At 67.4% G+C, this 13,803-nt stretch carries 13 protein-coding genes; 10 read left to right on the plus strand and 3 right to left on the minus strand.

Translation table 11 applies throughout. The features are described 5' to 3' along the window. Positions 1–65: 65 nt before the first annotated feature. The gene (locus CAL26_RS10960; protein ID WP_373454464.1) at positions 66–1,214 is read right to left on the minus strand and encodes a hypothetical protein; all 1,149 of its coding nucleotides are present in this window, start codon (positions 1,212–1,214) and stop codon (positions 66–68) included. A gap of 194 nt (positions 1,215–1,408) precedes the next feature. Here CAL26_RS10960 and CAL26_RS10965 point away from each other — a divergent pair, with 194 nt between their 5' ends. From CAL26_RS10965 to CAL26_RS10995, 7 genes are all read left to right on the plus strand, one after another. Beyond that, positions 1,409–2,779: an MFS transporter gene (locus CAL26_RS10965; RefSeq protein ID WP_094846877.1), complete on the plus strand. Its 1,371-nt coding sequence runs from the start codon at positions 1,409–1,411 to the stop codon at positions 2,777–2,779. A 91-nt stretch (positions 2,780–2,870) separates the two neighbouring features. Beyond that, the gene (locus tag CAL26_RS10970) at positions 2,871–3,413 is read left to right on the plus strand and encodes a hypothetical protein (RefSeq protein ID WP_094846878.1); all 543 of its coding nucleotides are present in this window, start codon (positions 2,871–2,873) and stop codon (positions 3,411–3,413) included. A 145-nt stretch (positions 3,414–3,558) separates the two neighbouring features. Then, positions 3,559–4,773, plus strand: a complete 1,215-nt coding sequence (locus CAL26_RS10975) for an extracellular catalytic domain type 1 short-chain-length polyhydroxyalkanoate depolymerase (protein WP_094846879.1) — start codon at positions 3,559–3,561, stop codon at positions 4,771–4,773. 147 nt (positions 4,774–4,920) lie between these two features. Then, the gene (locus CAL26_RS10980; protein WP_094847039.1) at positions 4,921–5,772 is read left to right on the plus strand and encodes an HAD family hydrolase; all 852 of its coding nucleotides are present in this window, start codon (positions 4,921–4,923) and stop codon (positions 5,770–5,772) included. Positions 5,773–5,824: 52 nt separating this feature from the next. Further along, positions 5,825–6,274, plus strand: a complete 450-nt coding sequence (gene tadA / locus CAL26_RS10985) for a tRNA adenosine(34) deaminase TadA (protein ID WP_218831538.1) — start codon at positions 5,825–5,827, stop codon at positions 6,272–6,274. Then, complete coding sequence (locus CAL26_RS10990; RefSeq protein ID WP_094846880.1) at positions 6,271–7,224, plus strand: LD-carboxypeptidase; 954 nt, start codon at positions 6,271–6,273, stop codon at positions 7,222–7,224. The genes tadA and CAL26_RS10990 overlap by 4 nt, the downstream gene beginning before the upstream one ends. Before the next feature lie 166 nt (positions 7,225–7,390). Further along, a complete protein-coding gene (locus tag CAL26_RS10995; RefSeq protein ID WP_094846881.1) occupies positions 7,391–8,623 on the plus strand; it encodes a cation:proton antiporter domain-containing protein in 1,233 nt (410 codons plus the stop codon). Here CAL26_RS10995 and CAL26_RS11000 read toward each other — a convergent pair. Beyond that, complete coding sequence (locus CAL26_RS11000; RefSeq protein WP_094846882.1) at positions 8,620–9,390, minus strand: enoyl-CoA hydratase-related protein; 771 nt, start codon at positions 9,388–9,390, stop codon at positions 8,620–8,622. The genes CAL26_RS10995 and CAL26_RS11000 overlap by 4 nt on opposite strands. A 312-nt stretch (positions 9,391–9,702) precedes the next feature. Here CAL26_RS11000 and CAL26_RS11005 point away from each other — a divergent pair, with 312 nt between their 5' ends. The 3 genes from CAL26_RS11005 to CAL26_RS11015 all read left to right on the plus strand — a co-directional run bounded on the left by CAL26_RS11005 (position 9,703) and on the right by CAL26_RS11015 (position 13,316). Continuing rightward, the gene (locus CAL26_RS11005; RefSeq protein ID WP_094847041.1) at positions 9,703–11,307 is read left to right on the plus strand and encodes an ABC-F family ATPase; all 1,605 of its coding nucleotides are present in this window, start codon (positions 9,703–9,705) and stop codon (positions 11,305–11,307) included. Positions 11,308–11,443: 136 nt separating this feature from the next. Then, positions 11,444–12,718 (plus strand): MFS transporter, encoded by a 1,275-nt coding sequence (locus tag CAL26_RS11010; RefSeq protein ID WP_094846883.1) that lies wholly within the window; start codon positions 11,444–11,446, stop codon positions 12,716–12,718. A 1-nt stretch (position 12,719) separates the two neighbouring features. Then, entirely contained in the window at positions 12,720–13,316 is a 597-nt protein-coding gene (locus tag CAL26_RS11015) for an IMPACT family protein (RefSeq protein WP_094846884.1), read from the plus strand. 30 nt (positions 13,317–13,346) lie between these two features. Here CAL26_RS11015 and trxA read toward each other — a convergent pair whose 3' ends face one another. Beyond that, a complete protein-coding gene (gene trxA / locus CAL26_RS11020; RefSeq protein ID WP_094846885.1) occupies positions 13,347–13,736 on the minus strand; it encodes a thioredoxin in 390 nt (129 codons plus the stop codon). Positions 13,737–13,803: the final 67 nt, after the last annotated feature.

Here is a 13,803-nt window from a genome sequence, read left to right on the forward strand (position 1 = left end):
CGGGGCTATGGGTTTTGCCGACGGCCCGGGCACAGGGGCGGCCACAGGGCCGCCACGGGGTCGGCCTACAACGCCGGCAGCACCAGGTCCGCGGTACCCGGCCGCACCCAGCGCACGCATTCGCGCGTGGTGTCGATGCAGCCGCCATCGACATACACGCCGCGCGGTTCGCGCAGCCGCACCATCAGCGCCAGGATGCGGTCGACTTCGGCCGGGTCGCTCATCGACGCGCGCACCCGCTCTTCGACGCGGCTTTCATCCAGGCGTAGCACGCCCTTGTCGTCGGTGTAGACGCCGTGCCGCCAATGGTAGATCTCCACGCACTTGGCGGTCAGGCTGAACGGCTGCCTGTGCTTCCAGAAATTGTTGAACATCCCCCCGCCCAGGTAGAACACCCAGGACCCCTCGAAGCCTTCGACGTTGGAAGAGTGCTCGTCCGGATTGCGAAACCACAGGCGGTCGCCCGGCACGTAGAACCGCGGCGGCAGGGGCGCTTCCATGGAGCCGTATTCGCGCAGGAATACGTCATGGAACAGGCCGGACATGATGGCGCGCTGCTCCCAATGCCGCTGCAGGTCGGCCAGCAGCGCCGGATTGCTGACCGCCAGTTCCTGCGCGATGCCCAGCAGGGTCACGTACTCGGTCGCGCGATAGCAGGAAAACGAATACAGCTTGCCCGAGGCTTCCGGCTGGGTCGCCTTGACCAGGCCTTCGATCAGCGATTTGCCGGGAAGAATGGTGAAGCCGCGCGCTTCGTCATACGTCCAGTAGTCTTCGGGACGTTCGGCATGCTCGGTATCGAAGGCCAGTTCGGTCAGGCTGGCGGCATGGACGATGTTCAGCTTGATGCGCACCGCCGACACGAACTCGTCATGGCTGGGGTAGCGGAAGGGGACCGGCGCGGCCAGCATGGCGAGCACGACCTCGCGTTCCAGGTTGCGGGCGTCGCCCGGGAAGCGTCCTTCCAGCGCCCCGGCCAGCCGGGTCGTGTCGTGCCCTGGCGCCCATTGCGCCGCCGCGGCGTCCGTCAGGCGCCAGCCCGAGACCGGGCCGTCGCCATCGCGCCACGATTCCATGGCGGCCAGGTCGTCCAGGCCCAGGTCCCGCAGATAGCCATCCATGCCTTGCACGGTGCCGTCGGCATCGGCCGCGGGGCCGAAGACCTGGACGCCGAGCGCGTGGGCATGCGCGGAAAGCGTATTGACTCGATTCACGTGTAGGCCTCCCTGGCCCGTTGCGCCTGAGCGCTTTGCTGACGATACGCTGAACGGATATGCCGTGAAAACCGAGGATTTCCAGGCCTCGTTCCGGCGGATTTCGCGATCATAGGCGATCGGCCTATCATTGCGGAATCCGGGCGCATGAGGCGCCGCGTACGACGCGGCAGCCCCGCCCATAGCGAGGGGAAATGAAGGAAGGTTCGTCACACCGCGGCATGCTGTGGGTAGTCGCCGCGGGGTTTTTCATGCAGTCGCTGGACGCCACGATCGTCAATACCGCGCTGCCCGCGATGGCGGACAGCCTGCACGAGTTGCCGCTGGCCATGCGCCCCGTCATCGTGGCGTACTCCCTGTCGATGGCCATGCTCACGCCCGCATCGGGCTGGCTGGCCGATCGTTTCGGCATACGCCGGCTGTACTTCACGTCCATCCTGATTTTCGTGCTGGGCTCGCTGTTCTGCGCCATGGCCGGCTCGTTGTCGCAACTGGTGATCGCGCGGGTGGTGCAGGGAATCGGCGGGTCGATGCTGCTGCCCATCGGACGCCTGTCCATCCTGAGGTCGGTGCGGGGCGACGCCTATATCGCCGCGCTGGCCTTGATCTCCGTGGCCGGGCAGGTGGGGCCGATGATCGGGCCCATGACCGGCGGCTGGCTGGTGCAGGTGCTCAGCTGGCACTGGATCTTCCTGATCAATATTCCCATCGGCATCGTCGGCCTGTTCGCGGTGCGGCGCTTCATTCCGCCGGAGACGAGCGCGTCGACGCCGGCCTTCGATTTCGTCGGCTTCACGCTGCTCTCGACCTGCATGGTGGCGTTCTCGCTGGGCATGGAAGGGTCGGACGGTCCCGACCGCGTCATCTATACCGCCGGGCTGATGGCGCTGAGCGCCTTCACGGTGTTCGCCTACATTGCCTATGCGCGCAACCGGCCGCGGCCGCTGTTCCGCCTGGGCCTGTTCCGCGACGCGACCTTCAGCATGGGGCTGGTCGGCAACCTGGTGTCGCGCGTGGGCAGCAGCGGCGTCGCCTTCCTGTTGCCGCTGCTGCTGCAACTGCAGCTGGGCTACGAGCCTTTCTACGCGGGGATGATGCTGTTCCCCGTGGCGCTGGCGGCGCTGATCACCAAGCGCTGGGTGGCGCCCATGGTGCGCCATTACGGATACGAGACCTTCCTGTCGGTGAACACCATCGTGGTGGGCGTGTCCATCATGTCCTTCGCCCTGATCACGCCCGGCTGGCCGCTGGCCTTGCAGATTCTGCAGCTGGCGATCTTCGGCGGCGCCAATTCCATGCAGTTCGCGGCCATGAACAGCGTGACGCTCAAGGGCCTGAGCGTGGAAGACGCGGGCAGCGGCAACAGCCTGTTTTCCATGGTGCAGATGCTGGCATTGAGCCTGGGCGTCAGCCTGAGCGGCGGCCTGGTGGGCGTGTTTTCGCACGGCGCCCATGCGGACGCCGGGGGCTTTCGCTGGACCTTCATCTGCGTGGGCGGCGTCACGCTGATGTCGACGCTCATATTCAAAAGGATGGATGCCCGTACGGTGCGCGGCAACGCGTAAACCTCTATGCTCATCCATGGGCACGGCGCTTGCTGTACCGTGGCTTTGGCGAACGTGCCGCATTAGCGGCCATCGGACTAGGAGGTCAAGCATGACGCATCGAATCAAACTGTCGGCAATGGGATTGGCATTCTGCGCGGCGGGCGTACTGGGCGCCGCCGCCCCGGCATGGTCCGCGTCCGGGACGGACGCGCAATATCGTGACGACGTCGCGCGCTGCAAGAGCGGCGCCTCCGGCCAGGACCAGGCCGCGTGCATGCGCGAGGCCGGCGCTTCGCTGGTCGAGCGCCGCCGCAATGGGCTGACCACCCCGACGGACGCGCAGCGCAACGCGACGGCGCGCTGCGACTCGCTGCCCGCCAGCCAGCGCCGGGATTGCATGATCCAGATGTCGGGCCAGGGCAATACCACCGTACAGGGCAGCGTTACCGGCGGCGGTGTGTTGCGCGAAACCGTCATCCCGGTGCCGGCCGGCACCCCGGGCGCGGCGCCGCAGCCTGGCTATACCCAACCGGGCTATACGCAACCCGGTTCCATGCAGCCGGCCGCGCCGATGGCGCCGCCCCCGGCCATGCCGCCCGCGGGCTATGGAACGCCCGGCGCCGCGCCCTACGGCACGATGCCGCGCCAGTAATAATCCGCGTTGTCGCGACACGGCCCGCCTGGACGCGGGCCGTTCATTTTTTGGATTCCCGCCTCGGCGCCACATAGCGGTTGCTGCGATGCAGCATAAGGCGTTAAATGGACGACTGTTCAATCGTCCCGCCAGGCAGACCGAGATGCGAAGCAAGTTGTCCACGCTGTTCTTCTCCACCGCGCGCAAAGTCGCGCGGCTGCAGCGGACGGCATGGCGCCTGGGCATGCCCGGGCTGTTCGAGGAAGGCGCGGGGCAGCGCAAACGCAAGCCCGCCAAGGCGACCAAGACCGCTACGGCGGCCAAGACGGCCGCGGCGACCAAGGCAGGCAAGGCAAAGAAAGCGGCCAAGACGGTCAGGGCAAGCAAGACGGCCAAGGTCACCGTGCCGCTCGGCTTGGGCACTGCCGACGCCGAGCCGGAATTCGATCCACGGGACTATGCCGGCACGTGGAAGAGCCGCGTGTACCGGACGCCGCCCGTCCCGGGCGCATGGCCCGTGCGCCTGTCATATTTCGTCTATGTTCCCCCCGGCCTGCGCAAGGACTGTCCGATGCTGGTCATGCTGCACGGCTGCGAACAGGGCGCCACGGATTTCGCGCTGGGCACGCGCATGCACAGGCTGGCCGACCGCGAAGGCCTGCTGCTGGTCTATCCGCAGCAGTCGCGGCGCGCCCAGCGTCATCGCTGCTGGCACTGGTACCAGCCCGACGCGGCGCACGGCTATGCGGAGGCCGACGCGATTGCCGGCATCGCCATCGCGGCCATCGAGGACTATCGGGTCGATCCGACTCGGGTGTACATCGCCGGCCTGTCCGCGGGCGCCGGCATGGCCGCGTTGGCGGCGCTGCGCCACCCGCAGGTGTTCGCGGCCCTGGGCATGCATTCCGGCCCGGTGCTGGGCAGCGCGAGAAGCGCGGGCGAAGGCCTGCGCGCCATGCGGCAGGGCGCGGCGCTGCCGCCCGCGCAGGCCCTGGCGGGCCTGTTGCCGGACCCCGAGGATTTCCCCGGCATGCCCAGCATCATCCTGCAGGGCGATCGCGACCTCGTCGTCGACAAGCGCAACGGCCGCCAGTTGCTGGCGCAGCTGGCCTGGGCCAATGGCGTGGACCTGGACGACAGCGCGGGCCCGGAACCGGAGGCAGCCGGCACCGATCGCCATCATCTGCGCACCGACGTGCCCGCCGGGCGCGGCAGCGTCGTGACGCTGTGCGAAGTGCCGGGCCTGGGCCATGCCTGGAGCGGCGGCGAAGGCCGCATCCGCTTTCACGCCGACCACGGTCCCGACGCCGCGCGCCTGATGTGGCAGTTCTTCAAGAGCCGCCGGCGCGTTCCCGTGGACGTGTCCTCGAGCGCCTGAGCCGCGGCCCGTCCCGTTCGCGCAGGCAGTCCGGCGCACGCATGGTCGCGGCGCGGGCTCGCGCGACCGCGTGAGCGCCCGCGCGGGCCTGCGTGGCTCCGATGAATTCAGGCAAAATGGCGGCTATCCCTACGCCGCGCTTTGTTCATGTCCGACGTCATCGCCCTGATTTTCGATTTCGACGATACGCTTGCGCCCGATAGCACGTCAGGCTTTCTGGACAGCATCGGCGTGGACACGGCCGGCTTCTGGAAGGACCAGGTGGGCCCGCTGTTGTTCGAACATGACTGGGACCCGGTGCCGGCCTACCTGTATCGCATGATCCAGCTGTCCCGCGCGGGCAGCCACGGCGGCGCCATCACGCGCGAACGCCTGCGCGACTGGGGCGGCCGGCTGCCGCTGCACGACGGCGTCACCACGGTATTCCAGCGCCTGCGTGACGCGGTGCGCGAAGCGCAGCCCCAGGTATCGCTGGAGTTCTACCTGATCTCCAGCGGGATCGGCGACGTGGTGCGGTCAACCGCCATCGCGCACGAGTTCACGGAAATCTGGGCATCCGAATTCACCTACGATACGGCGGGCGGCATCGAATTTCCCCGCCGGGTCGTCAGCTTCACCGACAAGACGCGCTATCTGTTCCATATCCAGAAGGGCATCATCGGCCGCGAATTCCGCAACAAGCCCTTCGAGGTCAACCGCAAGGTGCCGGAAGACCGCCTGCGCGTGCCCTTCGACCAGATGGTCTTCGTGGGCGACGGCTATACCGACATCCCTTGCTTTTCGCTGATACGCGGCGCGGGCGGCATCGCCTTCGGCGTGTGGGATCCGCGCCATCGCGACAAGCGCAGCCGGGCCTGGGGCTTCATCGAACAAGGCCGCGTATCCAACCTCAATCACGCGCGCTATGACGAAGACGCCGAACTCTATCAACTGCTGGAAGAAGCGGTGACCAGCCTGGCCCATCGTATCGCCTTGAAGTCGCGGGCCTACCGTGGCTGACCCCGTCGCGCCCGTGGCGGCCGCCGACCAGGCGCGGTTCGATGCCGCGATGATGCAGCTGGCCCTGGATCAGGCGCGGGAGGCCTGGCGCGTGGGCGAGGTGCCCGTGGGCGCGGTCGTCGTCGACGCCCAGGGCCAGGTGCTGGGCACCGGCTACAACCGCACCATCATCGATGCCGATCCGACCGCGCATGCCGAGATCGTCGCGCTGCGCGCGGCGGCGCGGCGGCTGGCCAACTACCGCCTGCCGGGCCTGACCTTGTATGTCACGCTGGAGCCCTGCGTCATGTGCATGGGGGCGATGCTGCACGCGCGGCTGGCGCGCGTATGCTATGGCGCCACCGATCCCAAGACCGGCGCCTGCGGCAGCGTGCTGGACGTCGGCGCCGTGGCCCAACTCAATCACCACACGTCGTTTCATGGCGGCGTCCTGGCGGAACCCTGCGGCGACGTGCTGCGGCAGTTCTTCCGGGCGCGCCGCCTCAAGGAAATCACCCAATGAGCAGCAAGCAAGGCATCTACCTGTTTTCACCGTCTTCCGCCGTGCAGGACCCGGCCTCGCTGGCGCTCGCCCGGCAGCGGCTGGAGGCCGAAGGGTTCAAGACGGTGATCGACCGCGCCGCCGCCGCCACCCACCAGCGCTTCGCCGGCACGGACGAACAGCGCCTGAAGGCGCTTGGCCGGGCGCTCAAGCAGAAGCTGCCCATCGTCATGGCCACCCGCGGCGGCTACGGCCTGGGGCGCCTGCTGCCCATGATCGATTGGAAGGCCGTGGCCGACAGCGGCAAGCGCTTCGTCGGCATGAGCGACTTCACGGCATTCAACCTGGCGCTGCTGGCGCAAACCGGGGCGATCAGCTACACCGGCGCCAGCGCCGTTCACGACTTCGGCGGCAAAAGCGCGGACGAGCTGACCACCGCCCTGTTCGGCGAGCTGATGCGCGGCGAGCTGGAGATCCTCAGCTTCGAAACGCCGGACGCGGATCCGGTGGATTGCCGCGGCATCCTCTGGGGCGGCACGCTGGCCATGGTGGCGTCGCTGGTGGGCACGCCGTACATGCCGAAGATCAAGGGCGGCATCCTGTTCCTGGAAGACGTCGGCGAACATCCTTACCGCGTGGAGCGCATGCTGACGCAGCTATGGCAGGCCGGCATCCTGCAGAAGCAGAAAGCCATCGTGCTGGGGCATTTCACCGAATACCGCCTGGCGCCGCATGATGCCGGCTTCGACATGCCGGCGGTGGTGGCCTGGCTGCGCAAGACGGTCAAGGTGCCGGTGCTGACGGGCCTGCCCTATGGGCATATCCGGTCCAAGGCCACGTTGCCGGTGGGGAAGAAGATAGGGATCGCCACCGAACCGGGTATGGTGCATCTGGTGCTGGACGAACACGATCATCACCACGAGGACGGTCACCATGGAGGTCACCACGACGGCCATGACCATGGCCATTGAGTCTCGGGGTGGCCCGGGCCCGAACCCGGACGTGAAGCCGAACGTGAACCCGACCGCTTGGGCCCATGGCTTGCCATGATATCCTCCAAGGGTTGAACCAGATTCAGCCTATGTTCAGGATGCCGCCAGGGCGGCGCCGCCAACTTGCCGATCTCCAGGAGCTTGCATGCCACATTCCACACCGCTCATTACGACGATCGTGGGCGGTCTGGTATTGGCCTTCATACTTGCGGCAGTCGCGGTCAGGCTCAAGCTGCCGCCCCTGATCGGCTATCTGTGCGCGGGGATCCTCTGTGGCCCCTACACGCCGGGTTTCACCGCCGACAGCCATCTCGCCAACGAACTTGCCGAACTGGGCGTGATCCTGCTGATGTTCGGTGTGGGCCTGCACTTTTCATTGCGGGACCTGCTGTCGGTCAAGCACATCGCGGTCCCCGGGGCCATTGTGCAGATCGCCGCGGCGACCGCGATGGGCCTGGGGCTGTCATGGGTGCTGGGATGGAACATGGGGGCGGGCCTGCTGTTCGGCTTGGCCCTGTCCGTAGCCAGCACGGTGGTCCTGATCAAGGCCATGGAAGACCGCGATCTCGTCGAAACCAACGACGGCCGGATCGCGGTGGGCTGGCTCATCGTGGAAGACCTGGCGATGGTCGCTGCGCTGGTCCTGATCCCGGCGCTGTCCGGCGTGTTGGGCGGCCGCGAGGATAACGGCGCCAACACCTCGCTGTGGATGATCCTGGGCCTGACCGCGCTCAAGGTGGCCGCCTTCGTCGTCGTCATGCTGGTGATCGGACGGCGTGTCATCCCATGGTTGCTGGAACGGGTCGTGTATACCGGCAACCGCGAACTCTTCCGCCTGGGCGTGCTGGCCTGCGCGCTGGGCATCGCGTACGGGGCGACCGCGCTGTTCGACGTGTCCTTCGCGCTCGGAGCCTTCTTCGCCGGCATGGTGATGGCCGAGTCCGAGTTCAGCCAGCGCGCGGCGGACGAATCGCTGCCCTTGCGCGATGCGTTCTCCGTCCTGTTCTTCGTATCGGTCGGCATGCTGTTCGACCCGATGGTGCTGATACGCGACCCCTGGGGCGTGCTGGGCACCTTCCTGATCATCGTGGTCGGCAAGTCGATCGCGTCCTACGTGATCGTGCGGGCATTCCGCCATCCCAAGCTCACGGCCCTGACCATTTCCGCCAGCCTGGCGCAGATCGGCGAGTTCTCCTTCATCCTGGCGGGCCTGGGCGTCAGCCAGGAAATCCTGCCCAAGGCAGGGCAGGACCTGGTGCTGGCCGGCGCCATCCTGTCCATCCTGGCCAATCCGCTGCTCTTCAACGCGCTGGACCGTTATCGGGCCAGGCTGGAAGGCACCCGCGCGCGGCCGGAAGAGCCGGACCCCGGCGTCTAGGCCAGCGAGCCGCCGCCCCAGCTCGGGCCCAGGCTGATCCCGTCGCCCGCGCCGGTGGGCGGCGGCACCGTTTCCGCGCCGTCATGGCCATGGCGCGCGTTCCCCCCGGGATTGCAGGATGCGTGCACCAGCACCTTGGTCGCCGCGACGGCGTCCGGCGCGGTCAGCATGAAGGTATCGACCAGGGCCGCGATCCGCATGTCCAGCGAATCCGGCTCGGACAGGCCATGCACGAAGCCGATGCGCCAGGCCTCGCCGGCGCTGAAGGTTTCCCCGGTCAGGAACCAGCGCGTGGCGTCGCGCGGGCTCATGGTCCGCAGCACGTAGGGCGCGATGATGGACGGGATCAGTCCCAGCCGGGTTTCCGGCAGGGCGAAACTCGCCTGTGACGACGCGATGGCGATATCGCAGGCGGCGGCCAATCCCATGCCCATCCCCATGCAGGCGCCATGCAGGCGCACGATGGTCGGCTTGGGACAGCGGTATATCGTCTCGAGCATGGCCGCGCAGGCCCGGGCATCGGCATGGATGGCGGATTCGCCGGCGCGCGCGATTTCGCGCTGCCAGGACTCGTCGGCCCCGCAGCAGAACGCGATGCCCCGGGCGGCCAGGACGATGGCGCGCACTTGGCTGTCGTCGGCCAGGCCGGCGTAGGTGGTCCTGAGTTCCTCGACCATCTGCCCATCCATGGCGTTGCGAACGTCCGGACGCGACAGCCATACCACCGCGGCCTGGGGCTTGTGCTCGATTTCCAGCGTCTGCAGCATGATGTGGCCCTCAACGATGCCTGCCAGCCCCGCGCCGGCGGCCCGGCGCAAGGCGGCCGGGCTCTCGCTCGCATTACATCCCCGTTGCGCAGCCTTGACAATCAGCGGGCGGGGATTAATCCAAATGTCGCCATCTTCGGGCCCGATCCGGCGAATCAGGGACGCGTCACGCCGTGCCTTTCGGCCATTCCGGGCGCGTTTCCCGCAGGATCGGGGGGCATCACCCGTGCGGCCCGGGCGGGGGCGAAATATTCGCGGAATGCCACTGCGAGTACACTGATGGGTTTCGTTCCGCCCCTTTGCAGACTCAACGTGATATCCACAGCCAATCTCACCATCCAGTTCGGCCCCAAGCCCCTGTTCGAGAACGTCAGCGTCAAGTTCGGGGACGGCAACCGGTATGGACTGATCGGGGCCAACGGATCCGGCAAGTCCACCTTCATGAAAATCATCGGCGGCGACCTCGAGTCGTCGGCCGGCAGCGTCTCGCTTGAACCGGGCATGCGGCTGGGCAAGCTGCGCCAGGACCAGTTCGCCTTCGAGGACCAGCGGGTGCTGGACGTGGTGATGATGGGCCACACCGATATGTGGGCCGCCATGTCGGAACGCGACGCCATCTACGCCAACGCCGACGCGTCGGAAGAAGACTACATGCGCGCCGCGGACCTGGAAGCCAAGTTCGCCGAGTACGACGGCTATACGGCCGAGGCGCGCGCCGGCGAACTGCTGCTGGGCCTGGGCATCGCCGTCGACCAGCACAACCAGCCCATGCGGGAAATCGCCCCGGGCTGGAAGCTGCGCGTGCTGCTGGCGCAGGCGCTGTTTTCCAATCCGGACGTGCTGCTGCTGGACGAACCGACCAACAACCTGGACATCAATACGATCCGCTGGCTGGAAGACGTGCTGAACGGCTACCAGAGCACGATGATCATCATCAGCCACGATCGCCATTTCCTGAACCAGGTCTGCACCCACATGGCCGACCTGGATTACCGCGAGATCCGCATCTATCCCGGCACCTACGACGACTACATGCTGGCTTCCACGCAGGCCCGCGAGCGGCTGTCGGCCAACAACGCCAAGGCCAAGGAGCGTATCGCCGAGCTGCAGGACTTCGTGCGCCGCTTCGCCGCCAACAAGTCCAAGTCGCGCCAGGCCACGTCGCGCCTGAAGCAGATCGACCGCATCAAGGCCGACCAGGTCGAAGTCAAGCCTTCGTCGCGCCAGAACCCGTACATCCGCTTCGAGCAGAACAAGGTCATGCACCGACTGGCCGTGACCGTCGACAACGTGTCCAAGGCCTACGACGCGCCTGTCATCCGCAAGTTCTCGGCGATGGTGGACGCGGGCGAGAAGATCGCCATCGTCGGGGCGAACGGCGTGGGCAAGACCACGCTGCTGCGCCTGCTGGCGGGTGATCTCCAGCCGGATTCGGGGTCGATCAAATGGTCGGAAAACGCCGACCTGGGCTATATGGCGCAGGACGTCTCCGACCAGTTCCAGCAGGAAGACATCAATCTGTTCGACTGGATGGATGACTATCGGCAGGCCGGCGACGACGATCAGTCGGTGCGCTCGGCGCTGGGACGCTTGCTGTTTTCCGCCGACGACCTGCCCAAGGCGCCCAAGGTGCTGTCGGGCGGGGAAAAGAACCGCATGACGTTCGGGCGGCTGATGCTGGGCCGGCACAACGTGCTGCTGCTGGACGAGCCGACCAACCACCTGGATATGGAATCGATCGAATCGCTGCAGTTCGCGCTGGAAAAATTCCAGGGCACGCTGTTTTTCGTGTCGCACGACCGCGAGTTCGTGTCGGGACTGGCGACGCGGGTGATCGAAATCCTGCCGGACGGTGAAATCGTCGACTATCGCGGCGGCTACGAGGATTATCTGGCGTCGCGCGGCATCAACCCCTGAGCCGGCGTTGCCGGGATAACACGGTTGGCCCGGCAAGGCGGCGTCCGGGCGGCCCTGACCGGCCTTCAAGCGGCCGCCTGCGGGATGGCTGGGTTACACTAGGGAAAACCCTCGGTCGCTGTTTTTCCCCCGTACTATGTCCTCCGCCACCGCCAGACCCGGCAGGCAGCCGGCGGCCCATGCCGTCACGCTGCAAGTCATCTCCATCGTTTTCTTCACCTTCCTGTGCTACCTGGTCATCGGCCTGCCGATGGCGGTGCTGCCGGGCTACGTCCATGGCGACCTGGGCTACGGGTCGGTACTGGCGGGCGTGGTGATCAGCGTGCAGTACGTCGCCACGCTGTTGAGCCGTTCCCATGCGGGGCGCATGGCCGACACGGTCGGCCCCAAGCAGACGGTATTGATCGGACTGGCGGCCTGTGCCGCGAGCGGCGTGTTCCTGTTGCTGGCCTATGTGCTGGCCGACCGGCCGGCGCTGAGCCTGACCGCGTTGATCGTCGGGCGGCTGGTCCTGGGGTTCGGCGAAAGCTGGGTCGGCACGGGCAGTATCACCTGGGGCATAGGCCGCGTCGGCGCGACCCATACGGCCAAGGTGATTTCCTGGAACGGCATCAGCACCTACGGGGCGCTGGCCATCGGCGCGCCGTTGGGCGTGCAGCTGCAGTCGCATTGGGGTTTCGGCGCCGTGGGCGGCGCGGTGCTGGCGGCCGGCCTGCTGGGCCTGGCGTTGGCCGCGCCGCGTGCGCGCGTGGCGGTGGTGGGCGGGGCGCGCATGGCGTTTTCCCAGGTCGTGGCGCGCGTGCTGCCGCATGGCCTGGCGCTGGGGCTGGCGTCGGTGGGCTTCGGGTCGATCGCCGCCTTCGTCACGCTGTACTACGCCTTTCACCATTGGGACGGCGCGGCGCTGTCGCTCAGCGTGTTCGGCTGCTTTTTCATCGGCGCGCGCCTGTTGCTGGGCAGCACCATCGGGCGCTTCGGCGGGTTCCGGGTGGCCATTGCTTCCATCAGCGTGGAGATCATCGGCCTGCTGCTGCTGTGGCTGGCGAGCGCGCCCTGGATGGCGCTGGCCGGCGCCGCGCTGACGGGTTTCGGTTTTTCGCTGGTATTCCCGTCGGTAGGCGTGGAAGCCGTCAATCGCGTGCCGCCCGGCAATCGGGGCGCGGCGCTGGGGGCGTATTCGGCTTTCCTGGATCTGTCGCTGGGTATCACCGGTCCCGTGGCCGGGCTGATCGTGACGGGTTTCGGCTATCCGGCGATCTTCCTGTTCGCGGCGTTGTCGGCCGCCATCGCAATCTGCATCGCGCTGGCATTGCAGCGTGGCGCGCGCGCCGCGGCGACGGGCGGGCAGGCCGTGGCGGCATCCCAAGCCGTGGCGGTCGCCGGCCAGCCCGTGCCGGCGGGCGGCGACTGACATGCCCAGCACGCTGGCCGCGCCGCATGACTACCGGGAAACGATCAAGAAAAGCGTTTTCCTGGCGCATGCGGGCCGGGTCGGCGACGTGGATGCGGCGATGGCCTTCATCGCCGCGCATTCCGATCCGGGTGCGACGCACAACTGCTGGGCCTACCGTATCGGCGCGGCCTATCGGTTCAGCGATGACGGCGAGCCGGGGGGCACCGCCGGACGGCCCATGCTGCAGGCCATCGACGGCCAGGATTGCGACCGCGTCGCGGTGGTGGTGACGCGCTGGTACGGCGGCATCAACCTGGGGACGGGCGGGCTGGCGCGCGCCTATGGCGGCGCGGCCGCCAACTGCCTGCGGCTGGCGCCGCGGGTGGAGATCATCGACACGGTCACCGCGACCTGCGCGTGCGCCTATGCCGATCTGCAGCATCTGAAGGCGCGCCTGGCGCAGGCGGGCGCGACGGTGACGGCCGAGGTGTTCGACGGGCAGGGCGTGACGCTGACCTTGTCCGTGCCGCGGCTGGCGCTGGACGGCTTGAACGCGTGGTTCGTGAACTTCACGCGAGGGCAGGGCGCGTTGCGCATCGACGCGCAACGCGGGTGACCCGGTGCGGCGTGCTCAGGCGCGGCCGGCTCAGGCCTGGTTGCCGTCGGCGTCCTGGCCTTCCTGGGCGGCGGCGATGTCCTGGTGGACCTTCTCCATATCCAGCTCTTTCACCTTGGCCAGCAGCTCGTTCAGCTGGCCAGCCGACAGCGCGCCCGGTTGCGAAAACAGCAGCACCTGCTCGCGGAATACCATCAGGGTGGGAATGGAGCGGATGCCCAGCGCGCCGGCCAGCTCCTGCTCGACGTCCGTGTTGACCTTGGCGAAGGTCACATCGGGATGTTCTTCCGAGGCTTTCTCGAAGACGGGCGCGAAGCCGCGACAGGGGCCGCACCACGGCGCCCAGAAGTCGACGATCAATGTGCCTTCCGGCTTGATGGCTTCCTGGAAGGATTCCTTGTTCAGTTCGACGATGCTCATTCGATACGTCCTTGCCGTGCTTGCGCGCGGCGCCTGCGAGCCCCCGCGGGCTCTGGGTGATAGGGCC

Source organism: Bordetella genomosp. 9 (assembly GCF_002261425.1).
Taxonomy (GTDB): Bacteria; Pseudomonadota; Gammaproteobacteria; order Burkholderiales; family Burkholderiaceae_B; genus Bordetella_C.

Coding starts and splice junctions, on each gene's coding strand:
- CAL26_RS10965 (WP_094846877.1), top strand. CDS start 1,409: ATGAAGGAAGGTTCGTCACACCGCGGCATGCTGTGGGTAGTCGCCGCG.
- CAL26_RS10970 (WP_094846878.1), top strand. CDS start 2,871: ATGACGCATCGAATCAAACTGTCGGCAATGGGATTGGCATTCTGCGCG.
- CAL26_RS10975 (WP_094846879.1), top strand. CDS start 3,559: ATGCGAAGCAAGTTGTCCACGCTGTTCTTCTCCACCGCGCGCAAAGTC.
- CAL26_RS10980 (WP_094847039.1), top strand. CDS start 4,921: ATGTCCGACGTCATCGCCCTGATTTTCGATTTCGACGATACGCTTGCG.
- tadA (WP_218831538.1), top strand. CDS start 5,825: ATGCAGCTGGCCCTGGATCAGGCGCGGGAGGCCTGGCGCGTGGGCGAG.
- CAL26_RS10990 (WP_094846880.1), top strand. CDS start 6,271: ATGAGCAGCAAGCAAGGCATCTACCTGTTTTCACCGTCTTCCGCCGTG.
- CAL26_RS10995 (WP_094846881.1), top strand. CDS start 7,391: ATGCCACATTCCACACCGCTCATTACGACGATCGTGGGCGGTCTGGTA.
- CAL26_RS11000 (WP_094846882.1), bottom strand. CDS start 9,390: ATGCTGCAGACGCTGGAAATCGAGCACAAGCCCCAGGCCGCGGTGGTA.
- CAL26_RS11010 (WP_094846883.1), top strand. CDS start 11,444: ATGTCCTCCGCCACCGCCAGACCCGGCAGGCAGCCGGCGGCCCATGCC.
- CAL26_RS11015 (WP_094846884.1), top strand. CDS start 12,720: ATGCCCAGCACGCTGGCCGCGCCGCATGACTACCGGGAAACGATCAAG.
- trxA (WP_094846885.1), bottom strand. CDS start 13,736: ATGAGCATCGTCGAACTGAACAAGGAATCCTTCCAGGAAGCCATCAAG.